Here is a 22,020-nt window from a genome sequence, read left to right as displayed (position 1 = left end):
TGAGCCTTAAGCCAGTCCTAGCGCCGGGCCTGCAGAACTCGGGTTAATCTCACCCCGTTTTCTTACCGCACCACACAACCCTCATGGCGAAGCGTTCCCTGGCCAGCCTCTCCGGCGCCGACCTCAGCGGAAAACGTGTTCTCGTGCGGGTCGATTTCAACGTACCCCTGAACGATGCCGGCGCGATCACCGATGACACCCGCATCCGTGCCGCGCTGCCCACCGTCAAGGACCTGATCGACAAGGGCGCCAAGGTCATTCTCTCGGCCCACTTCGGACGGCCCAAGGGTCAGGTGAATGACGCCATGCGTCTCACCCCCGTTGCTGCCCGTCTGAGCGAACTGCTCGGCAAGACTGTTTCCAAGACCGACAGCTGCATCGGGCCCGATGCCGAAGCCAAGGTGAACGCCATGGCCGATGGCGATGTGGTTCTGCTGGAGAACGTGCGTTTCTTCGCGGAGGAAGAGAGGAATGAAGCCGGTTTCGCCGAGAAGCTGGCCGGCCTGGCTGAGGTGTATGTGAACGACGCCTTCGGCGCCGCCCACCGCGCCCACGCTTCCACCGAAGGCGTGACCAAGTTCCTGAAGCCCTCCGTGGCGGGCTTCCTGATGGAGAAGGAGCTTCAGTACTTGCAGGGTGCTGTTGACGACCCCAAGCGCCCCCTCGCCGCCATCGTGGGTGGCTCCAAGGTGAGCTCCAAGATCGGCGTGCTCGAGGCCCTGATCGACAAGTGCGACAAGGTGCTGATCGGCGGCGGCATGATCTTCACCTTCTACAAGGCGCGCGGTCTGTCAGTGGGCAAGAGCCTGGTGGAGGAAGACAAGCTCGAACTCGCCAAGGAGCTGGAGGCCAAAGCCAAGGCCAAGGGGGTTCAGCTGCTGCTGCCCACCGATGTGGTGCTGGCCGACAACTTCGCTCCCGACGCCAACAGCCAGGTCGCTGACATCAACGCCATCCCCGACGGCTGGATGGGCCTGGACATCGGTCCTGACTCCATCAAGGTGTTCCAGGACGCACTGGCCGACTGCAAGACCGTGATCTGGAACGGCCCCATGGGCGTGTTCGAGTTCGACAAATTCGCAGCCGGTACCAATGCCATCGCCACCACGCTGGCTGAACTGAGCGGCAAAGGCTGCTGCACGATCATTGGCGGCGGCGACTCCGTGGCTGCTGTGGAGAAGGCTGGTCTGGCCGAGAAGATGTCGCACATCTCCACCGGCGGTGGCGCCAGCCTTGAACTGCTGGAAGGCAAGGTGCTACCTGGGGTTTCCGCCCTCGACGCCGCCTGATCAAAGCCCAACTGGCGGTGGCACTCAGCCAGAAGCCATTTCCGCTTCAGCCGCTCCTCCGGGGCGGCTGTTTGCTGGCCGGCAGCGCAAGTTCAAGCAGCCTTGAACAGCAAGCCAAGAGACAACAAGCCGGCGGCAGCGATCCAGCTGCCTGCCACACGCACCGCAATGCGAAAACCAGTGCTGCGAGTTGCCGCCACCTGAGCACTGATCAACACAGACAGCACCGCCACGGCACTGACCACCCCCAACACATCGAGGGGCAACCCGATCGACGCGGAGGGCATGGTGAAGCCATTGATCAGTCCAAACAACAAACCTGAGCCAGCCACGGTGAACGCGAACACAGGAGGAGACAGTCGCAGTGACAACGCCACCAGCACACCCACCGAGCTGAACAGCACGGTGGTGAACAACGCCAGCGTTTGATCCAGTCCCCAACGCTGACCAACGGCAAGCCCGATCCACCAACTCAACGGCAGCAGCGTCAGCAGCAGACGACCTCCCTGGGGGCCCTGCTGACCGGCGAGCAACGCCAGACCCAGCACCAGCAACAGATCCGATGGCGTCAGAAATACGTGAGCAATGCCGTCGTAAAAACCGCCGAAACCGGTCTGCATCAAGTGCGCAAACAACAGGGGCATCACGCTGCTCCCACCTGGATCAACGACCAGACCCCCACCACTGCGATCACGGCACCGATCACCTGAAGCAGGCGGTGCCCCCAGGCCAGACGCCGCGCTTCACCCAGACCGATTCCTCCCAGATGCAGCAGGCCCGTGGCAGCGACGAACGCCAGGCTGAACAGCAGCGCATCAGCACCATCCGGAAGCTCCACGCCATGGGCGTAACCATGAAACAACGCAAACAGACCAACGAGCCCGGCAGCCAGAGCGAGCGGCAGGCGCTGCTGCAGCATCACCAATATCCCCAGCACCAGGGCCGACAGGGCAATGCCGGTCTCCACGCCGGGCAACGGCAGATCGAGCAAGCCCATGACGCCACCGAAGGCCATCACCATCGGGAAGGCCACGGGCAGTAGCCAGATCGCCGGCGCTCCCAACACCGCACCCCAGAGGCCGACGGCCACCATCGCCACCACGTGATCGATGCCCGTCACGGGATGGAGCAGCCCAGCCATCACACTGCCGGCGCCGCCCTCCGGCACATGGGCCAAGGCACCAGACGGGAGTAGTGACAGCAGCAGAGCCAGCAGCAACCAACGCCAACGCATCTCAAACGCCTCCTTTGATCAGGGACATCGTGGTCTCGATCGTCCAGTAAGCACCGGCACAACCGATGGTCCAGGCGGGCACGCGCCGGACCCAAACAGGCCAGCGGATCTGCAGCTGTCGGAATGCACGCTCCAGCGCCAGCACCAACACCACAAAAACGTCCTGACCGATCTCGATGCCAACGTTGAACAGCAACAGGGCAAGCAGCAGTTCATGGTGCGGCAAGCCCAGCTCCGCAAGGCCACGGGCATAGCCGAAGCCGTGCAGCAGCCCGAAACCACAGGCCAGAACCCAGGGATGACGGAGCGTGAAACTGGTCTGTCCGCGCATGAACCGCACCACTTCCGTGCCGATGAACAGGATCGACAGGGCAATGGCCGCATTCAGGGGAGCTGCAGGCACCTGAACGATGCCAATGGCAGACACCGACAAAGTGATGCTGTTGGCGAGCGTGAACGCCGTGACTGTTTTGAGCAGCATCCAGCCGTCACGAACAATCAGCACAAGACCCAACAGCAGCAGCAGGTGATCGACACCCAGAAGAATGTGCTCGATTCCCAGGCGCAGATACGACCAGACGCCTGGCTGCTGATCCGCCTCGGAAGCGGTGGGGATGACGGCTTCGGGCTGCTCCGGCTGAATCAGCAGGGTCTGCAGCGCTTCCGTCTGCCACGGACGCACCCGCAGCAGCACCTCCGTACCTGCGGATGCCAACCCATCAATGCTGATCAAGCGGCCTTCCAAAGGCTCACGGCAGCTGAGCTCGGCTCGATACACCAGGGCTGTGGCCTCCTGGCGACTGTCAGGTGCACTCTGCAGCGCACAGTCGTCGGGGAAGCGTGGGGCAATCGGCAGACGTTGCCCCTGCAGCAGCGGCAACTTCCAGAGCACCTGATAGGTGCTGGCAGCGGTGGCCTGCAGTTCGAGAAAGCCAGGAAACAGGTCATGCGCTGAAACCAACCGCGGTATCAGCAGGGCCGCGACCATCAGCAAGGGCACCAGAGCGCGACGGACCATGGTCAGAACTGGGGCACCCGCACGCTGTAACGGGCCAACAGATTGCGGTAATAACTCTCCTGGTGCTCTTGCCGCCGCACGTCTTGCCAGTCACGCAAGACACCATCGCGCACCTGATCCAGAGACGGGAGCTCAGCGGGGGCGATGGACGACACACGCACCAGATGCATGCCGTAGGCCGAGCTGATCGGACCGACCCAGCGGTCCTTTGGCTGTTGCTGCAGAGCGTCGGTGAAGGTGGAGCCGAACTGCGCCAGCATTTCACTGCGGCTTTCACTCTCCCAGCTCGCTGAAGCCATCGCCAGGGGATCCCCTAAGGCCGAAAGATCAGCTGCGGCATCAGCCTGATTGAGCTGGACCATCAACGCCTCCGCATCGCGATTCAACTGCTCACCCCGGAGGGATGGATCGAGAAACACCTGCTGGAAGCTGAAGCGAGGCTCGCTGTTGAAACGCTCCGGATGGGCCTCGAGATGCACCTGCAGCTGTTCATCGCTCGGGGTTGTCAGGGGCTGCTCGCCATGGCTGACAAATTCCATTTTCTGGCGCAAGCGGCGACGCACGATCGTGTCATTCCGATCCAGCCCCAGGGCTATCGCCTCGCGCACGAACACCTCCGTTCGCACGTGGTCATCAAACAAACGCTCCAGCTCCTCCTGCGAGGGGGGGCGTTGCCAGGTGCGTGCGAATGCCTGGACCATCGCCACCGCCTGGTCGTTGCTGATCACGATCTCCTTGTCTCCCTTGGGAGCCTTCGCATCCAAGACTCCCTGCAGGCCAAACAGGCCAACCCCCACGATCAGAAACGGAACGATCGGTTCCTGAAACAGCGTGCGCAGTCGATCAGACCAGCGCATCAGGAGGGGTTGTACCAAATCGGGCTGGTGTAAGCCCGCTCCTGACTGGTGTAAGGAGCCGTTGCAGGCATCTCGTCGTGGAGGTTGTAGTTCTTGCGGTCATAGGCGAGCCAGGTCGGTGTGGGGATCTCCATGACACGGACGTAATAGAAGGCCTTCTGGGTGGGATCGAAAGCGGGATCCTTCCAGTACCCCGTCAAGATCGGTGCGCCAATGGCATTGGTGTAGGTGGCCTCACGCTCATTCACGCTCGAACCGACGGATGGCACCTTGCCATCGGCACCACGTATGCGCTGATCCGGATCACTCCACGACACATCGAACACCTGTTCATAGGTTTCGCCATTGGCATCCAGCCAACCCTTGACCACCTGAATCCGATCGAGATTGGCGCCATCCGGATCTTTCCGGGCCTGCACCAACAAGGAGGGAATCTGACCCTCGGTGGCCGCCATCAGGTCACCACCCATCGGCACACCGTTGGCACAAACCTGCTTAGCCCAGTCCGCCGCCTTGAGCTCCTCACCGGTGAAGTCGTAACCGCCGTAAACACGCACCGTGAGACGCGTGCCGCTGGTGCCGAACACCTCCTTGCGGGCCATCGCATCCCAGAGGGCCGTGCGGGTGTTAGTGGAGGCCCAAACCCCAGCCAGACCTGAAGCACCCAGCTGCAGTGCGGTGAGGTCGAGCGAAGCATCTTTCGACGACTTGATCAGCACATCCTTCCAGCGCTCAGGGCTGGGCTCAAGCGCTGGGGACTTGCCCCACCAGTTGTCTTCGGCTGTAGAGGGAAGACTGGAGTGGGAGTCGGTGGAACCGACCATCCCGAATTTGAACGGGTTCACCCCGAGTTGCTGCTCCAGCTGCAGGCCCCGACGCAGAGCGGCACGGCTGTACTCGTAGGGGAGCATCTCTGGCGTGGTCGCCACAATTCCGCCGAGATTGGAGTTATCGACGATGTTGAAGTTGGCGAACTCATCTTCAGGGGACAGCAGAGGGTGCGTTTCACTCGTGCCTTTGGCCTGCGTCACCTCCACCAACGGCTCGAAGCGATGGCGCATGCGGGCGTAATCGGCATCGATCGCCTTGCCAGTTTTTTGGTGGCTCGGCAGGAACATCGTGCCGCTTGAAAGGTTGCCGTTATGGGGAATAGCGAGCACCCGCCCACCGGTTTTCTCCTCGTAGAAGTTCATGAAGGCCCAAAGATCCTCCACGTCCTCGGAATCGAAATTGGAAAACGGCAGGATCTGATCTGCGAGTGCCTTGTTGTCGCGGAAGACGACAACCCGGTGGAGATTGCCTCCGCCGGGCTGACTCGTCCACTCGTAGCCAATCAATGCTGTGAACTTCCCGGGATCGTTGTAACGCTCCGCCGCCTCGGTGTTGTGTTTCCAGACATTGCGCATGAAGGTCTCGTTCGAGATCTTCGCTTCCGGCCCCTTGGCCATCTTCTGCACCAGCAGATAAAAGGCTTCACGCCCCTTGCCGGCCTTGAGCAACTCGTTGAGCTGCTGGCCGAGAGACGACTTGAGCAGTTCAGGGTCGGAATCCGCCAAACCCTGAGCGAGGCCCAGGTTTTCGGCATGATCCGCGACCACGAGAAAATCGAGAGGTCGCTTCAAAGCAGCCTGCTGACCGGAATTGCTGGTGACCGTTTCACCTCTGGCAAAGCGATAGGCCTCGTCGAGTCCCAATTTCGTGCCCGCCAGACCGGCGTCAGGCGACAGCGCAGTGTGGAGGTGGGTGTCACCGAAGTAAGCGCGGTTGCCACTAGCGCACTGAGCACCCTCGATCACCGCCGATGTCGCGGCCTTGGATTCAAGCAGGGTTCCGGATCCACTGGTGCAGGAAGCCAGCCCGGAGGCCAGAGCCATGACCCCGGTGAGGGCCAGAGCAGGAACACCAGTGCGCATCAGAGTGTGTGGTTATTAACCCTCAACGGTGAGACGAAAACCGCTCAGGGCAACAAAACGGAAGCACAAACCATCAAAACTTTGCACACCTGGGATCAAATCAAGATGGAACAGCCCTGAAGGATCACAGGGAACGACGTGATCGACGTTCGGTCAGAGCCGGCAGACCCAAGCGGCGACGCTCGGCATTCATGACCTCACGCCCCTGCTTCACCAGACGCTGGCGAGCCTGCTTCTGTTGCTTCATGCAGTCCTGAGCGGCTTGCGGAGTCTGAGCCCGTTCAAGGCAGCTCTGGCCGTTCTTGAGCAGAGCAAGCCGTTGGTCGTAGCTGCGCAGTCGCCAGTTGCGGCGGGCCTGGAAGAGTTGCTGCCTCTGACTTTGCGTGAGCTGGGATTCCGGCATCCGCCGGCCTGGAGCCGCTTCGGCGATTCCGCCGGTCTGCTGCAAAGCAGCAGCTGTGAGGGCAGCGCAGGGAATCAGGAGTGCTCGTCGCCAGCGATTGGTGAACGCCATGAAGACCATCAACTTGGAACGCACTCATGTTGCTGCGAGTGCCGGGCCAGGATCTGACTCAAATGGCCTGCAACCATGACCGGATGTGATCTCACGCCCAAAAGCCCAGTGGCCTTCATCGGCCTGGGAGCCCTGGGATTACCGATGGCGGTGAACCTTCAGGCAGCCGGCTATTCCCTGCAGGTTCACACCCGCAGTCGGTTGGCGGAATCTAACCCCGGCCTGGCCGGAGCCTTGCCAGCAGCAAGCCCAGCAGAAGCGGCAGCTGGCTGTTCTGCATTGCTGATCTGCGTCAGCGACGACGCCGCCGTGGAGTCAGTGCTGTGGGGCGAACAGGGTGCAGGGCCCGCTCTGGAGCAGGGCAGCTTGGTGATCGACTGCTCGACCATCAGCCCATCCGCTGCCATAGCCATGGCTGAACGTCTCGCCAAACGAGACATTGCCTACATCGATGCTCCCGTCACCGGCGGAACGGAAGGCGCAAAGGCCGGCACACTGACCGTGCTCTGCGGTGGAGAGACGACTGCAGTGGACAAGGCGCGACCGCTGCTGGAGGTGATCGGCGCCTCAATCCACCATTTCGGCGACGCGGGCAGCGGACAGCAGGTCAAAGCGATCAACCAGGTGCTGGTGGCCGGTAGTTACGCCGCAGTGGCGGAAGCCATCACCCTCGGACAGCACTTGCAGCTGCCGATGCAGCAGGTGGTGGATGCACTGCGCCAGGGAGCTGCCGGCTCCTGGGCACTGGAACATCGCTCCCAGGCCATGCTCAACGACGACTATCCACTCGGCTTCAAGCTGGCACTGCACCACAAGGATCTCGGCATTGCACTCGATGCAGCGCTTCAGACGGGCCTGAAGCTGCCGATCACCAAGGCTGTGCATGACCAGGAGCAGGCCCTGATGGACGCCGGACTCGGGAATGCGGATGTGTCAGCACTGCGCCGAAGTCTTCCTGCGAACCCCTACCGAGCTCAGCAACTCAACGATTGAGCTTGCTCTTGTCGTCGACCACCTGAACGCGTTTGCTCACCGTGATCACTCCATCGGGATGCACCAGCAGAGCTGCCCAGGTCTGAATCCCAGGCTGAAAGGGAGCCTGCACCGACTTGAACAACCCACCACCGCCGAGCGGCTCGAGCTGAACATCGGGGCTCTCCTGCACAAGAACCTGCTGGGCGGTCACCGGGGTGAGACCTCCGGCCAGCATGGCCTTGCCCAGGGGTTGATCCACCACCACATCCACGTCGTAACGACTGCCGGTGAGCACCGTGTCGGGAATCAGCAATGAGATCGGCAAGGGCTTTTTGGAGCTGGTGAGCACCGACTGATCACTGAGCACCTCCTGAGCAGTGATCAGGCCCGCTGCTGTGGAGAAAGCCAGGCGCTGGTTGGCTTTGAAGGAATAGCTGAGCCCATCCTGCTGGCGGGTGCCGCTCACAGCCAGCTGCACCGTAGGACGACCATCATCGAGAGCCTGACCTGGCCTCACGGCCCAACGGGTTTCAGGAAAACGCATGCTGAAGCGACGAAAGCGCTCGATGAGAGTCGTCGCCTGATCCGGTGCCATCAAGGCGGACAGGGCCTGCACGCGATCGTCTGCGTTGAGGGCCAGTTGCAAGCGAGCACTGAGATCAACAGCATCGCCGCTGGCGGCCAGTGCCGGCATGGTGCTGATCAGCGCCGCACTCGAGAGCACAGTCGCCAAAGAGGCTCGCAGGAGCGGAACCATGAATCAGCCTCAACAGTCGAACTAAGTTAGGCCGCGTTTTCGTGGTCCGCTCCCATGCCCCGGCTTCTCATCGCCGCCAGCGGCACCGGTGGCCATCTGTTTCCTGCGCTGTCGGTGGCGGAAGCACTTCCAGCCGACTGGGGCGTGCGCTGGCTTGGGGTTCCCGATCGCCTGGAAACGACTCTGGTTCCTGAGCAATACGGACTGGTCACCGTGAAAGCCGGAGGCCTTCAGGGCCGAGGCCTGCGCAAACTGATTCAGTTGCTGCGGCTGCTGGGGGCCAGCCGCGATGTGCGCCGTCTGATCCGCAGAGAACAGATCGATGCGGTGTTCACCACAGGTGGTTACATCGCCGCACCGGCAATCCTTGGAGCCAGGTGGTGCGGGGTTCCTGTTGTGCTGCATGAATCCAATGCGATTCCAGGTCGGGTCACGAGGCTGCTGGGGCGCTTCTGCACCCGTGTGGCTGTTGGTCTTGATGCAGCAGCAACTCGCATCCCCGGATGTGCGGCCGTGGTCACGGGCACTCCGGTGAGGGATGCGTTTCTGCAACCCCAGCCACTGCCGGACTGGGTCCCGAAAGGTGAGGGGCCCCTGCTTGTGGTGATGGGCGGCAGCCAGGGAGCCCTTGGCCTCAACCGGATGGTGCGCGTGTTGCTGCCGGAGCTGCTCAGCAAGGGCTGCCGGGTGGTGCACCTCACAGGCAGCAACGACCCTGATGTGAACAGCATCGAGCACGCCGTCCTGGTGGAGCGGCCCTTCAGTGACGACATCCCCGGACTGCTGCAACACGCTGATCTGGCGATCAGCAGGGCAGGCGCAGGCAGTCTCAGCGAACTGGCGGTGAGCGGGACGCCCTCTGTGCTGGTGCCTTTTCCGCAGGCAGCCGATCAGCATCAGGATGCCAATGCGGCCTGTGCCGCAGCGCTGGGAGCCGCTGTGATCGTGCACCAGCACGACCCGAACCATCCCACCCTGCGCGTCACGCTCTGGCGTCTACTCGGCACAAGACTGGGCAGCAATGAAGCCGCTGAGAACCACCTGTCGGCGATGCAACAGGCCATGCAGCAGTTGGCAGTCCGAGACGCCGATCAGCAACTGGCCACGTTGCTGCAAACACTGGTGCCCTGATGGAAAGCGTCAGCGCAGTTCCTGCTTCAAGGCTCTGAGAATGCGCAGGTTGCCGCGGCGATCCTGCAGACCAATCCGCAGCCAGTTCTCGCCCAGACCTTCAAACGAGCGGCAATCGCGCAGCAATACGCCACGGCCTGCCACACGCTTACGCAATTCCTGCAGGGAGTGGTTGGCACGCAGCAGCAGATAGTTGGCACTGGATGGCATGGGAGTCCAGCCGGGCAGATGGGTCAACTGGCGATGAAACCAGTTCCCTTCCTGGGCAACCCAGGCCTGTACCCGCTGCAACCATCGATCCATTCCGGTCTGATCAGCCATCACGGACCGACCGGCAGCCAGCGCCAGGCCATTCACCGGCCAGGGGTCGCGCCATTGCTGCCAGCGTTTCAACCGTTCTGACGAAGCCACGGCATAGCCAAGACGCAGCCCAGCAATCGCGAACAACTTGGTGAGACTGCGAATCACCACAAGATTGGGATGGCTCTCAACCAGCGGGATCAACGACTGCGTTTCACCCGAGGGAACAAGAGGCAGAAATGCTTCATCACAGATCACCAATGCGTAGTGCTGCAGAAGCGGCTCGAGCGACGCGCGACTCCAGAGCTGACCCGTGGGGTTGTGGGGATTGGTGATCCAGAGCACCTGACAAGGCTGATCCTGATCTGCAGGCAAGGGCCATGGCTGGGGCCAGGTTCGCGTCCAGCTCAAGCTCAGGGGCAGGCTATGCACAGCACCATCCCAGCAAGCCAGCGCTCGTCGATAGTCGGCAAAACCAGGTTCAGGAAGGCCACTGACTCCGCACTCGACCGCATCCCGTGCCGCCCAGGTGAACAGTTCCGCCGCACCATTACCGGGCAGCACGGCCTCAGGCTCAAGACCATGCCAACAGGCAATCACCTGGCGAAGTTCTTGCTGTTCGCGATCGGGATAGTTGCGTAGAGCGCTGCCATTGATCCCTTGCTTCAGAGCACGCCGCAGAACCCTTGGTGGACGGAAGGGCACCAGCGAAGCACTGGCATCAAGGATCTGTGACGACTTCAAGCCGAGGCGGAGAGCTTCCTGAGAGAGATTGCCTCCATGCGGTGGAAGGCCGCTGCTCAAGATCAACGCAGGCAACACACCCCATCATCCTGCCCAGTCACGCTCGACGCAGGCAGCAGAGCCCGATACAACCAGTCAGCGCAGAGCTGCGGCCCATGAACGACACCGAATACGGCCTGGCCAGCATCCGAAAGCTCTCTCAGGTTGTGATGCTGAGCGCTGTGCTGGGCATGGCCACTAGCCAAGCTAGCGCCGGTGATGCGCTGATTCAGGTGCTGCAGGAGCGAAGCTGCAGCGGCTGCCAACTAGCGGATGCCGATTTAGTTCACGCTGACCTGCGTGATGCTGACCTCAGCGACGCCAAACTGATGCGAGCCAATCTGGGACAGGCTCAGCTCGATGGAGCCGACCTAAGCGGTGCCGATCTCAGCTTCACTAGCCTGCGCGGGGCCTCGCTGCGAGGGGCCAACCTCACGGGGACTCGGCTGTACGGAACAGATCTACGCGATGCGGATCTGACCGGTGCCCAGCTAACTCCCAACGCCCTAGATGAATCCCACTGGCAGGGCGCGAAAGGCATCAATGCTGGAATCCGTAGCCATGCCGCCCTGCACAACGCAGGTGTGGAAGCGTTCCAGGCCGGCCGCTGGTCAGCGGCTGAGCAGCTATTCAGTGACGCGATCAGGAGGCAACCCGGAGAACCTCTGAGCTGGGTAGCCCGAGGCATCAGCCGCAGCGAACAAGCCAAGGATGAGATTGCTGCAGCTGATTTCCGCTATGCCGCAGTGATTTATGAGGAAAAGGGTCAAGCCACCTGGGCATTGCAGCTTCGCAAAGCAGCAGAATCCATCCAAGGCCGACGATTGAAGGAGCAATCACCTGGAGAAGGCAAAGGTCTTGGGATTCAGCTCCTGAACAACACAGTGGCAGGATTACGAATGCTGGCGCCAATTGCAGCAAAGGCGCTCATTCCAATGGGACTAGGGTTTTAGATTTAAGGACTATTTGTATCACAAGCAAAGGGAAAAACATCAGCTGAAATCAATTCATCATTCGTCGAGCCGAAGGAAGATCAGGCTGATATCCATAGCCATAATTACCACCTTGCTCATCATCAACGATCCGAGGAGTCACGAGGATCACCAACTCTCTCTTTGCCCTATCACCAGTAGTTTGCCTGAAAAACTGGCCAATTAGAGGGATATCACCAAGAATGGGCCATTTGCTCACGATTCTGGAGTCAGCATCTGAAATAACACCCGTCAAAATCAACGTTTGTCCATCCCTAACTCTCAGGGATCCAGTGTCCAACCTTCGAACACTTAAAATGCTGATATTACCGCAACCCTCCACTCTCTCTGTGCGAGTAACAGCGGCCAGAGAAGGAGATAGTGTAAAGCTCACAAAACCGTTGTCATCAATTTTTGACACTCTGGCCCCAAAGGTCAGCCCTGCTGTTTCAAATTCTGGTTGACACGTATTGGCAGCGCCATTCTGTCCAGCTTGTACTGTGTAATCGACAATCTCCTGCGTACCCACCGTCACAAACGATTCGTTTGCCCGCTCGCGTCCAATTGTTCCGCTAGACAAAGCCGATTCTGGGTCAGAGACACTGGCAGACGAGCCTCCCTGCAACTCCTGCGGAGACTCAGAAAGCAGCAAAGTTGGGGAGGCAAGTGTTTTTGCACTATTGGACTGAATCTGAGCTCTCAGGAAATCTAGAAATCCATCGGTGAATTTGGCTTGATCTGAATCCGGATAAAACTCACCAGGGTTTACTCTTGCTGGCGCAATAGGGGCTAATACTTTTTCAGCAACAGCCGCATTTTCACCTGACGAAGTAATTCTTTGTGGCTTTCCACTCTCAGCCTCGCCCGCAATTGTATTGAAATTATCTGAATTAGGCGGAAGCTTAGAGCCAAATGCCCCGATCATCTCCCCACGATCACTGACAATAAAGTTATACCCATTTCTGAACGCAAAGCTATTCGAGACTGACGACTCATTATCGAGAGTTATATCCAGAATTTTTACAGACAGCGCCACCTGCCTCTGGCGAAGATCAATTTGCTTCAGATAATTTTCAGCCACTTGTATCAGGCCTGAGTCACCCACAAGTGTCAAGGTCTGCAACCTTGAATCGGTTGTAACCACAAGCCCGCGCAAAGGCCCGACGGAAGCACCAAATGACTCAGTGGCTTTCAATTGAGACTTCTCTTGAGAGGTTGTATTACTGATTTCAGAAGTGCCTTGCGAAGCCGGCTCCCCGGTCGTCACGGAAATCGTATTCGTGAAATTGACTGTTGCCCCAAGGTTTCCTAGATATTCAGCACCTGCTTTCGAACTAACCTGATTCAGTCGAATCACTCTTGAAACTTGAGGGCCAAATGTCTTCGATGAAATAGATGTTCCCACAAGCAACATACGTCCATCGAGCTTGCCTTGAAGGCCTGAAGCAAGCAAAATCCCATTCAACGCTCTTGGATAAGATTCATTCACAAACGCCATCGAAACAGGACGGCCACTTGGGTTCGCTAAATCAGCCCCAGTGTTATCAATATCTTGATTGACGTCGGCATCGTCTCCAACGAAAACAAAGCCGTAACCCCCTAATCGGGCCAGCGCCATCAGCGCATCCTTGGCCGGCGCATTGTTCAACGTGAGTGTCACGGGTGGACCGCTGACATTCACATAGCTGCGGTTCTGCAACACCATCGTCCCCACTGCCATATCCCCCAAAGGTGGTGCCACGGCCCGAGGTCGCAATGGGGGTGCATAGCTCGCCTGGGGAACCATTCCTGGCGTATTGAGATCCAGGAGACCTGTTTGCAGAGCCGGGGCCGCCACCAACCCCGGAAACTTGAGAATCAGGTTGCGACCATCAGCGCTGACTACCGGCTCTTGCAGGGTCTGTCCTGGCTCGGGAACCACCTCCAAGCGGTAGGCACTGCCAGATCCACTGATGGCAACCCGCTTTAGACCTGCGACGGAATCGGAGACCTGTTGACGGCCATTGAGAATTCCAGGGGTCCCCTTTGTCTGCAAACTGCCCTGCCAAACCCGACCGTTGAGCCGTTGCTGAAGCAACGGCTGTGGTCCCACACCTTGGATCACAACCTCCACGCCCCCCTCTCCGCTCCGGACACGCAAGGACATGGACCCCTGAGCCAGCACCGCGCGGGACCCGAATCCCGACGTTGGTTCCAAAAGGCCCAGATCGACAAGGCTGAGGCCTGCGACCAGCAAGACTGCGCTCAGGCGTGAAGGGGTGAAAGTCATACCCTGGCCTGGACGCCATAAACATGGGCGGATGGTATCGATCGGAACCAGGCGAGGCCAGCCCTGATCTCAAAATGGCCGTCTCAATTCAAGAAGGAGCGTTGGAAAGAGGCGGGGGAGTACCTGCAGGATTGCCAGATTCTTCTCGGGAGCCATTAGCACCATTGAGACTCCTTGGCCGTTGATCAAAAAAGGTCAACCTCAACTTCAATCGAGTGCGATGTGAACCAGTGATCACTGGCTGATCTTCAGCTTCGTCTGGAGCATCGATTGCGGTGAGCTCGAGATCACTGGGTTGAACCAACAGCTCGAGCTGCTCCATGCGCCTGAGAAATTGCAGCAATCCCTGGTAAGCCCCCTCCACCTGCAGCAACACGGAGCTTTTCTCGTATCCAAGAGCCTGAAGCGGATCCTGGCTGGATGCCGCACTGTCTGAACCCTGGCCCTGCTGATCCCTTGCGTCCCTAAGATTCGAGACTTCAGATCCACTCGCCGGCACCGGTTCATACAGGTTGATCACCAACCCGCTGGCGGCGGAAATGCGGCTGAGCTGCGCCAGAAACGTCTGTATCTGGCCGCGGCCTGCAACCATATCGACCAGCAGATCCTGCTGCTGCGTCGCTTCACTCAGGGCTTTGTCGCTCTGCTTGAGCTGAGCCTCAAGCAGCGGCAGGCTCTCACGCTTGCTTTTGAGCTCTGCAATCCGCTGCCTCTGCTGATCGAGTCGATCCAATGCCGGCCAGCCCAATGCAGCGAACACACCACCAGCCATCACCAGACCCAGCAGGGCGGGAGCAGCGACCAACACACGCTCCCTTGTGATTCGATGCCGCCAGGCTGGACGATCAGGACTCAGATTGGTCAAGGGGCAACCCCCTGCTGCTCCAGCAAGCGGTACCGCTGCACGAGACCCGTCGCACCAAGCTGCTGAAGCTGCTCAATGGAAGGTTTGGCCGTGGGATCGAGCGACCAGTCGAGGCTGAAGCGCACTGAGGGCACTTCACTGTCATCGCTGGTGACCTTCAACACCTTGACGCCGTTGGGGCGGGAGATCGGCAATCCCTGCAAGGTGAGCACCAGAGCATTAATCCGCTCCAGAGGTCCTGGAGTGCCTCCGAGACCCAACCTCCCGGACACTTTGATCTGGTCGTTCTGCACCGCAACATCCTCCAGCTGAACATCTGCAGGAGTCACACGGCTCAGCTGCTCCAACAGGGGCGAGCCCGCCGGTACGGACACCAACTGCTCAGCAATTTTCCGATTGTCCTTTTCAAGCTTGGACACGCGTTGCCTGGACATACGCAGGCGACCTTCCGCCAATTGCAACCGCTGCTCGAATGGTGACAGCACCTGCAGCTGGGCCTGCTGCTGGCTCTCGATCCCACCCAGCAGAACAATCGAACCCACGCAAACGAGCAACGCTGATCCACCGATCAAAGCCCCGCGCAACAACAGCTGGCGCGTGGGCTGCCAGGCCCCAGCAGGCTCCGGCAAACCGAGCTCAAGCCGACGCTCCCGGAGGAGATCGGGCAGGCTGGATTGTCGAGAGCGCTCAGGCATCACGATCCCTCAGAAACGCTTTCAGAGCCAGCTCGAACAACGACATGTCGGCATCGGAATGCAGAGGTCCCTGCCGGGAATCATGCTCTGCTGCCCAGCAGCCCTGCCACTCAGGTGCGGCGGTGACCCACCACCCCGGCATGCCGGCTGGATCCCAGGCTTCAACGAGCTCCAGCACCTCATGCCTGAGCGCAGGATGCTCCGAAGCCTGCAGGCTGAGATCAAACTCAGGACAACCCTTGCGTAACAACAGCAACCGCCAGCGACCCGCCTGCTCCACCAACCAGACCAGTCGCTCATCAGTACCGGCGTGGGAATCGCGAAGCCCTCGCCAGGCGGCTGACAACACCCACTCAGCACGCCGCAGCGGAAGATCCGCCTCCTCCAGGGTGCTCACCCAGGCCTGCAACAGCAGTCGATCTGTTCCCACGACCAGAGTCGAATCGGCTCGCAACTGAGGGAGCACATCCAGGTAACTGTCTTGCAAAGCCAACGACCAGCCCAGCTCGGGCTGCAGCTGCCTCAGCTCAGCGCCGCAGCTCAGCGCAGCCGATGCTGCCCCCTCAAGCAGACGCCACTGACAACTGGCGAGAGGCAACAGCAGCTCAACCTCAACCTGGGGAAGACTCAGCCCCTGTTCCAGCAGCAGATCAGCAATGGTCTCCCCCAGCGCCTCACGGTTCAGGGGCTGACCGAGGCGGCATAGATCAGGAGGAAGAACAAGATTCGACGAGGACCAGTCACTCTGCGACCAACAGGCCAGATTGAGCGCTTCATCCTCCGGCGCCAGCAGCACTCGGCGTGGATCGAGCAGACCCTGCACCTGCATCACCCAGCTGTCCAGAGCTGGGTAGCGATCACGCAGTTCTGTCAGCACCACGATGCAACTCCATGCCAGTGGGTGCTTCGACCCTGCTGGAAGGGTATCGGCTAGTGCCAGGGAGCGCCGCTACCCACCGCTTCACTGATGTGACGGATGCCGTGACGATCCAGCTGCTCCATCAGCCCCTCCAGCACTCGAGGCACCAGGTCCGGACCTTCAAAGATCCAACCGGTGTACAGCTGAACCAGAGACGCTCCGGCAGCGATCCGCTCCCAGGCGGCCTCGGGCGTGCTGATCCCGCCGACCCCCACCAGCGGCAGTGCTGGGCCAGCGGTGGCACGCAACCGCCGCAGCACCTCCAAAGCCCGCTGGCGCAACGGATCACCGCTGAGGCCCCCCGCCTCCTCGGCAAGGCTGCGGCCGGTTTGACTGAGCACCCGCTGACCCAGCCCAAGCCGATCGAGACTCGTGTTAACGGCGATCACACCGGCGAGCCCCTCCTCATAGGCCAGGCGAGCGATGCCATCGATGGCGTCATCTTCGAGATCCGGTGCGATCTTCACCAGCAATGGCGGACAGCCCGGCAGCCTGCGCAAACGTTCCACCAGTCGTCGCAACTGAGTGGCGTCCTGCAGGTCGCGAAGACCAGGGGTGTTCGGCGAACTGACATTGATCACCGCATAGTCGGCCAGTGGTGCCAGCATTTCCAGCGAAGAGGCGTAGTCATCAGCCGCCAGCTCCAGCGGCGTCACCTTCGACTTGCCAAGATTGATCCCAAGCACGGCGGGGCGCTGACCGCGAGGCGGAAGAGCCTGTCGCTCAAGGGTGCGACGCAGCTCCTCTGCACCTTTGTTGTTGAAACCCATGCGATTCAGTGCCGCACGCTCCTGGGCCAGACGAAACAGCCGCGGCCTCGGATTGCCGGGCTGGCCATGCCAGGTGACGGTGCCGACTTCGGCAAACCCGAAACCAAAACGATCCCAGACCCCAGCGGCAACACCGTTTTTATCAAAACCAGCCGCCAGCCCCACGGGGTTGCTGAAACGGCATCCAAACAACACCTGCTCCAGGCGCAGGTCACGGCGTGTCAGTTCAGACGCCACACCATCAAGGACACCGGATAAACCCGGCCACTGACGGCGAAGACTGCACTGACCCAGCGCCTGAAGGGCAGCTCGGCTGAGCTGTTCAGCATCCACGCCTTCGTCTTTGGCCAGCACAGGTCCCAACCAGCGCCGATAGAAACCTGCGGTGGACATCACCCCGGACGATGACGGCTGGGTCATCTGGGTTCCTCGATCTATTTCGATCCTGCCTCGGCACGGCGCAGCCGCCAGCAATCGCCCTCGGCCGGTTCCACCAGCCAATCACGCCAGCTCCAGGTCTGTTGTCGTTCAGCCAGGCGTGTCAGCGGTTGCTCCACCAGCTGGGCCAGCTCCACCAGGGATAGGGCATATCCACCAGCAGCCAAACGATCAGCCAGTTCCAGCCTGGTGAGCAGCTGTTGCAGGGATTCCGGGGCTAAGTCATCTCCCCCTGTTTGTGGTCCATCTGCTGGTCTGCCGACTTTGGAGGGGGCAGCTTGAGACGCTCGACCAAGCCGTGGCGATGTCCCCTTGGAGAAAGCCACTGCGATCTGATCGACCCGATCGTTATCCGGGTCACCGCTGTGACCTTTGACGTAGGTGAGCGGCACATCCGAGAGGCGGGCAGCGTCAAGGGACTGCCAGAGGTCCTGATTGAGCACGGGTTTGCCCGCTGCGGTTTTCCAGCCCTTGCGTTTCCAACCAGCCATCCATGAGCCCAGACCATCAATCAGGTACTTGCTGTCGGTCCGCAGGGTGAGATCGGGATGACGAGGCAGCTCCGCCAACCTCTCCAACATGGCCAGCGCAGCCTGCAGCTCCATGCGGTTGTTGGTGGTGGCCGGGTCGGCACCGCCGAACTCCTCCACACTGCCATCCTCAAAACGGATCAAGGCCCCCCAGCCTCCAGGGCCAGGATTACCGCTGCAGGCTCCATCGGTGGCAGCGGCCACAACACGACCTCTCTGATCACCCTCAGCCATTGGTCACCCCACGCCTTCTTCGGTACAACACGGTTCTTGAACACTCAGGAGGACTTGGCCATGGGCCGAACCTACTTCCGCAAAGCTGCGCTGAGTGCTGCTGCCGTGGGACTGGCGGCGATGGCCGGGAGCCTGCCTGGATGGGCTCGGGCCCTGTTCGACAGCAATCCGTTGCAAGAAGAACGTTTCGCAATCCTGGCCCAGGCGGTGGGACGAGATCGCTGGAAGCTGCTGGTTCTGGAACAGATCAAAGCCAGACCGCTCTGCTGGGAGGAACGTCCAGACGGACTGATGAACCCTGCTCTGAACAACTTCGATTTCACAGGAATCTGCAGCCGCTACCTCGACAGCAACGGCTACTCGCTGCGCACGTCCGGTAAGGATGTGGACAAGCGCTATCGCCTGCATCTGAAGCAGAGCAAAAACGGTCTGGCGTTGCAGGCGATGGACTCTGCGCGCGGTGGCGGCATCACGGTGGCGAGAGCCAGCACAGTGCGCAGGGATAAAAACGCCTTTGTGAAACTGACGCTGGAGCCGGGCTGGTCGCTCGAACGCCGCAGCTACAAGGGGCGAACGCTGAGCCACGTGTATTTCGCCAATGCGAAGCCGATGAACACGCTGATCGCTGCCAGCAAAGCAAGAACATTTGATCGAAGCCTGACCTTCAGCGCCCGCCTGCCCAAGCCGCCTTCACAGCCAAGTGGACCGGTCCGCCTGACGGTGATTCCCTTCCGACCCTGAGCCGCGGCCTGACGGAAGGACAGTTGACAGAGCGCCCCAGCACAACGCGCAATGTCCAGAGCGATTTTTTACTTTGTTGAAGTGTGAGGAGTGGAAAACGCCTCTTCCGGGTCGAAACAAGGACAGACTCCGGTCATGCGTTTCACTTCTGAGCCCTGCCCAAGGCAGGGCTTTTTTTTGCACAGCTAAATGCGGCGGACTGGAATCGTCCAGACATCAAAAAACCGACCCGAAGGTCGGTCTTGATTGAAGGGAAGGAATCGGCAAGCGCAGGCTGCCGATCCAACAAAATCACTTGAGAGTGACTTTGCCGCCCACCTCTTCAATGGCCTTCTTGAGGGCTTCGGCGTCGTCTTTGGAGACACCTTCTTTGATGGTCTTCGGAGCAGCCTCGACCATGGCCTTGGCATCGCCCAGGCCAAGGCCTGTGGCTTCGCGCACAGCCTTGAGGACCTTGATCTTGGCGGAAGCATCGAAGCTTTCCAGCACAACATCAAATTCGGTCTTTTCTTCAGCAGCCTCGCCACCACCACCAGCGGCAGCGCCGGGGGCAGCCATCACCACACCCGCGGATGCGGCAGCGGAGACGCCGAAGGCCTCTTCGATCTGCTTCACAAGCTCGGAAGCTTCAAGCAGCGAAAGGGACTTCAACGATTCGAGGATTTCGTCGGTTTTTGCAGACATGGTTGGGATTCAGCAACAGATCAAAAAAACAGTCGGGTCGAAGACGTTCAGCTTTCGCCTGAATCGGCGTGCTGCTTGAGCGCCCGAGCAAGACCGGAGGGAACCTCGTTGATGCCCACAGCCACCTTGGTGGCAACGGCATTGATGGAACCAGCGATCTGAGCCATGAGCACTTCCTTGGTGGGAAGGTCACCGATGGCCTTGATCTCGTCCTGAGACAGGAGCTTGCCTTCGAAAAGGCCGCCCTTGGTTTCGGACTTCTTGGTGTCCTTCTGAAAAGCCTGTAGGGCCTTGACCGCACCGCCGACATCGCCCTTAACCAGGACGAAAGCGTTGGTGCCGCTCAGAAGGGGATCGAGGTTGGACCAGGCACTATCACCATCAATGGCGAGACGCATCAAGGTGTTTTTGGTCACCTTGCAAACGCCGTTGCTGGCCCGAAGACGAGTCCTCAGGTCAGACATTTCCTTGATGGAGAGACCCTGGTAATCCAGGACCAATGCCATTTCGGCCTCACCGAGGAGCTGTTTGAGCTCTTCGACGATCTGTTGCTTGCTCTCCAGAGTGCGGCCCATAGGATTTGGATCGGATCGGGGGAACAAGCTGGACACACGGCCGTTCAGTGCTCCCGAAGGAGACGAGGCCGCGTATCGATCCAATCCCAGGAGGGAGCAAAATCGTCGCGTCTGCCTCGGCAGGACTTATGCATCTGGACGGTTGTGGACAACCGCTTGAAGCAACCTGCTGTCTTTGGCCGGGCGCGTGCCCGTTGTCTGGCTTACGCCAGTAGTTGAATTTACAACAAAGCCCCCACCGAAGTGGAGGCAGGCTGTCATCAGGCTGGCATGAGCTGAATCAACCCTCTTTGTTGATGTCCTGAAGGGCTGAGATATCCACTTCCACCGAAGGACCCATGGTGGAGGTCACATAGAGGCTCTTCCAGTAACGACCCTTTGCACCGCTGGGCTTGTTGCGGTCAATGGTTTCCTGAAGCATTTTCAGGTTGTCGAGCAGGTTGGCAGCATCAAAGCTGGCCTTACCGAAGCGCACGTGCACAATGCCGGTGCGGTCAGCACGGAATTCGAGCTTGCCAGCCTTGAACTCCTTGATGGCGGCCGCCAAATCAGTGGTGACGGTCCCGGCTTTTGGGTTGGGCATCAGACCACGGGGGCCGAGCACACGACCCAGCTTGGCCACTTTGGGCATCATGTCCGGGGTGGCGATCAGCAGGTCGAAGTTCATCTCTCCCTTGCTGATGGTGTTGACCAGATCCTCATCACCTGCGAGCTCGGCGCCGGCTGCTTTGGCGGCTGCAACCTTCTCACCACTGGTGACCACCGCGATGCGCACGGTCTGACCGGTGCCGTGAGGCAGTGCCACGGTGGTGCGGAGCTGCTGATCGGTGTATTTGGGATCGATCCCGAGACGCACATGCGCCTCCATGGTCTCGTCGAACTTGGCGTTGGCGTTGTCCTTGACCAGCTGAATGGCTTCAAGCGGCTCGTAAGCACGCTCTTCAACCTTGGTGACGAGGCTGGCCAGGCGTTTTGAAAGTTTTGGCATGGCTTAGATGGGGTTCAGACGACCGCAAGGTCTCCCCCTGAAGAAATTGGAAGTGAGCAATGACTGGCGCTGGAGCGTCAGTCGCTGATGGCGACGCCCATGTTGCGAGCAGTGCCTTCGATGATGCGCATAGCCGACTCAACGCTGGTGCAGTTGAGGTCGGGCAGCTTGGTCTTGGCGATCTCCTCAAGCTGGGATCGCTTGATCGAGCCAACGCTTCCCTTGGCGGACTCTCCGGAACCTTTAGCGATTCCAGCAGCCTTGGTGATCAGCACGGACGCTGGGGGCGTCTTGGTGATGAAGGTGAAACTGCGGTCTTCAAAGACCGAGATCTCAACCGGGATCACGAACCCGGCTTTGTCCTGGGTGCGAGCGTTGTACTCCTTGCAGAACGCCATGATGTTGACCCCGTGCTGACCGAGGGCAGGACCCACGGGCGGTGCAGGGTTGGCTTTGCCGGCCTGAAGGGCCAGCTTGATCACAGCTACGACTTTCTTGGCCATCGGCGGACGGAGTTGAACATCTGCGGATCACCTGGCCCTCGGGGCAGGTGCGGCGGGGTGAAGAACC

General features: G+C 60.1%; 23 protein-coding genes. 5 read left to right on the top strand and 18 right to left on the bottom strand.

Features of this window, described 5'->3' with window-relative positions; translation table 11 throughout:
• Nucleotides 1–83 precede the first annotated feature (83 nt).
• A complete protein-coding gene (locus tag AC6EI9_RS11210; protein ID WP_498467834.1) occupies nt 84–1,289 on the top strand; it encodes a phosphoglycerate kinase in 1,206 nt (401 codons plus the stop codon).
• A 92-nt stretch (nt 1,290–1,381) separates the two neighbouring features.
• Here AC6EI9_RS11210 and AC6EI9_RS11205 read toward each other — a convergent pair whose 3' ends face one another.
• From AC6EI9_RS11205 to AC6EI9_RS11180, 6 genes are all read right to left on the bottom strand, one after another.
• Nucleotides 1,382–1,933: a HupE/UreJ family protein gene (locus tag AC6EI9_RS11205; protein ID WP_498467833.1), complete on the bottom strand. Its 552-nt coding sequence runs from the start codon at nt 1,931–1,933 to the stop codon at nt 1,382–1,384.
• On the bottom strand, nt 1,933–2,523 hold the full coding sequence (locus AC6EI9_RS11200) for a HupE/UreJ family protein (RefSeq protein ID WP_498467832.1): 591 nt from the start codon (nt 2,521–2,523) through the stop codon (nt 1,933–1,935). Before AC6EI9_RS11200 ends, AC6EI9_RS11205 begins: the two co-directional genes overlap by 1 nt.
• A 1-nt stretch (nt 2,524) precedes the next feature.
• Nucleotides 2,525–3,541 carry a HupE/UreJ family protein gene (locus tag AC6EI9_RS11195; protein WP_498467831.1) on the bottom strand — a complete coding sequence of 339 codons (1,017 nt, stop codon included), beginning with the start codon at nt 3,539–3,541 and terminating at the stop codon, nt 2,525–2,527.
• A gap of 2 nt (nt 3,542–3,543) precedes the next feature.
• Entirely contained in the window at nt 3,544–4,398 is an 855-nt protein-coding gene (locus tag AC6EI9_RS11190) for a peptidyl-prolyl cis-trans isomerase (RefSeq protein WP_498467830.1), read from the bottom strand.
• A complete protein-coding gene (locus tag AC6EI9_RS11185; RefSeq protein WP_498467829.1) occupies nt 4,398–6,311 on the bottom strand; it encodes a DUF3604 domain-containing protein in 1,914 nt (637 codons plus the stop codon). The genes AC6EI9_RS11190 and AC6EI9_RS11185 overlap by 1 nt, the downstream gene beginning before the upstream one ends.
• Nucleotides 6,312–6,435: 124 nt before the next feature.
• Nucleotides 6,436–6,825: a hypothetical protein gene (locus AC6EI9_RS11180; RefSeq protein WP_498467828.1), complete on the bottom strand. Its 390-nt coding sequence runs from the start codon at nt 6,823–6,825 to the stop codon at nt 6,436–6,438.
• Nucleotides 6,826–6,900: 75 nt separating this feature from the next.
• Here AC6EI9_RS11180 and AC6EI9_RS11175 point away from each other — a divergent pair, with 75 nt between their 5' ends.
• Complete coding sequence (locus AC6EI9_RS11175) at nt 6,901–7,818, top strand: NAD(P)-dependent oxidoreductase (protein ID WP_498467827.1); 918 nt, start codon at nt 6,901–6,903, stop codon at nt 7,816–7,818.
• Here the strand turns inward: AC6EI9_RS11175 and AC6EI9_RS11170 are convergent.
• Entirely contained in the window at nt 7,808–8,557 is a 750-nt protein-coding gene (locus tag AC6EI9_RS11170; RefSeq protein ID WP_498467826.1) for a DUF8623 domain-containing protein, read from the bottom strand. The two genes, AC6EI9_RS11175 and AC6EI9_RS11170, sit on opposite strands and share 11 nt — an antisense overlap.
• 54 nt (nt 8,558–8,611) lie before the next feature.
• Here AC6EI9_RS11170 and AC6EI9_RS11165 point away from each other — a divergent pair, with 54 nt between their 5' ends.
• Entirely contained in the window at nt 8,612–9,688 is a 1,077-nt protein-coding gene (locus AC6EI9_RS11165; RefSeq protein ID WP_498467825.1) for a UDP-N-acetylglucosamine--N-acetylmuramyl-(pentapeptide) pyrophosphoryl-undecaprenol N-acetylglucosamine transferase, read from the top strand.
• Between the two features lie 9 nt (nt 9,689–9,697).
• Here the strand turns inward: AC6EI9_RS11165 and AC6EI9_RS11160 are convergent, their stop codons facing one another.
• Nucleotides 9,698–10,792, bottom strand: coding sequence for a pyridoxal phosphate-dependent aminotransferase (locus tag AC6EI9_RS11160; protein ID WP_498467824.1), 1,095 nt, complete (start codon nt 10,790–10,792; stop codon nt 9,698–9,700).
• A 149-nt stretch (nt 10,793–10,941) separates the two neighbouring features.
• Between AC6EI9_RS11160 and AC6EI9_RS11155 the strand changes: the two genes are divergently transcribed.
• Nucleotides 10,942–11,724, top strand: coding sequence for a pentapeptide repeat-containing protein (locus AC6EI9_RS11155; protein WP_498470042.1), 783 nt, complete (start codon nt 10,942–10,944; stop codon nt 11,722–11,724).
• Between the two features lie 49 nt (nt 11,725–11,773).
• On the opposite strand, the gene AC6EI9_RS11150 is transcribed toward AC6EI9_RS11155, so the two are convergent.
• The 6 genes from AC6EI9_RS11150 to AC6EI9_RS11125 form a co-directional block, all read right to left on the bottom strand.
• A complete protein-coding gene (locus tag AC6EI9_RS11150) occupies nt 11,774–13,819 on the bottom strand; it encodes a type II secretion system protein GspD (protein ID WP_498467823.1) in 2,046 nt (681 codons plus the stop codon).
• A 280-nt stretch (nt 13,820–14,099) separates the two neighbouring features.
• On the bottom strand, nt 14,100–14,876 hold the full coding sequence (locus AC6EI9_RS11145) for a hypothetical protein (RefSeq protein WP_498467822.1): 777 nt from the start codon (nt 14,874–14,876) through the stop codon (nt 14,100–14,102).
• Nucleotides 14,873–15,571, bottom strand: coding sequence for a PilN domain-containing protein (locus AC6EI9_RS11140; protein WP_498467821.1), 699 nt, complete (start codon nt 15,569–15,571; stop codon nt 14,873–14,875). The genes AC6EI9_RS11145 and AC6EI9_RS11140 overlap by 4 nt, the downstream gene beginning before the upstream one ends.
• Nucleotides 15,564–16,451 (bottom strand): hypothetical protein, encoded by an 888-nt coding sequence (locus AC6EI9_RS11135; RefSeq protein ID WP_498467820.1) that lies wholly within the window; start codon nt 16,449–16,451, stop codon nt 15,564–15,566. The genes AC6EI9_RS11140 and AC6EI9_RS11135 overlap by 8 nt, the downstream gene beginning before the upstream one ends.
• A gap of 50 nt (nt 16,452–16,501) precedes the next feature.
• Nucleotides 16,502–17,680 (bottom strand): quinone-dependent dihydroorotate dehydrogenase, encoded by a 1,179-nt coding sequence (locus AC6EI9_RS11130; RefSeq protein ID WP_498467819.1) that lies wholly within the window; start codon nt 17,678–17,680, stop codon nt 16,502–16,504.
• A 14-nt stretch (nt 17,681–17,694) separates the two neighbouring features.
• Complete coding sequence (locus AC6EI9_RS11125) at nt 17,695–18,462, bottom strand: ribonuclease H family protein (RefSeq protein ID WP_498467818.1); 768 nt, start codon at nt 18,460–18,462, stop codon at nt 17,695–17,697.
• A gap of 60 nt (nt 18,463–18,522) precedes the next feature.
• Between AC6EI9_RS11125 and AC6EI9_RS11120 the strand changes: the two genes are divergently transcribed.
• The gene (locus AC6EI9_RS11120) at nt 18,523–19,203 is read left to right on the top strand and encodes a DUF3747 domain-containing protein (RefSeq protein ID WP_498467817.1); all 681 of its coding nucleotides are present in this window, start codon (nt 18,523–18,525) and stop codon (nt 19,201–19,203) included.
• A gap of 291 nt (nt 19,204–19,494) precedes the next feature.
• Here AC6EI9_RS11120 and rplL read toward each other — a convergent pair whose 3' ends face one another.
• The 4 genes from rplL to rplK all read right to left on the bottom strand — a co-directional run bounded on the left by rplL (nt 19,495) and on the right by rplK (nt 21,953).
• A complete protein-coding gene (gene rplL, locus AC6EI9_RS11115) occupies nt 19,495–19,887 on the bottom strand; it encodes a 50S ribosomal protein L7/L12 (protein ID WP_066909258.1) in 393 nt (130 codons plus the stop codon).
• A 47-nt stretch (nt 19,888–19,934) separates the two neighbouring features.
• On the bottom strand, nt 19,935–20,462 hold the full coding sequence (gene rplJ / locus AC6EI9_RS11110; RefSeq protein WP_115125739.1) for a 50S ribosomal protein L10: 528 nt from the start codon (nt 20,460–20,462) through the stop codon (nt 19,935–19,937).
• 280 nt (nt 20,463–20,742) lie between these two features.
• Nucleotides 20,743–21,450 (bottom strand): 50S ribosomal protein L1, encoded by a 708-nt coding sequence (rplA, locus tag AC6EI9_RS11105; RefSeq protein WP_067096078.1) that lies wholly within the window; start codon nt 21,448–21,450, stop codon nt 20,743–20,745.
• Between the two features lie 77 nt (nt 21,451–21,527).
• On the bottom strand, nt 21,528–21,953 hold the full coding sequence (rplK, locus tag AC6EI9_RS11100; RefSeq protein WP_067096075.1) for a 50S ribosomal protein L11: 426 nt from the start codon (nt 21,951–21,953) through the stop codon (nt 21,528–21,530).
• Nucleotides 21,954–22,020: the final 67 nt, after the last annotated feature.

It is taken from the genome of Synechococcus sp. MIT2312, assembly GCF_059772315.1.
Note: the sequence above shows the minus strand (reverse complement) of the source record. Positions and strands in the feature narration are given on the sequence as shown.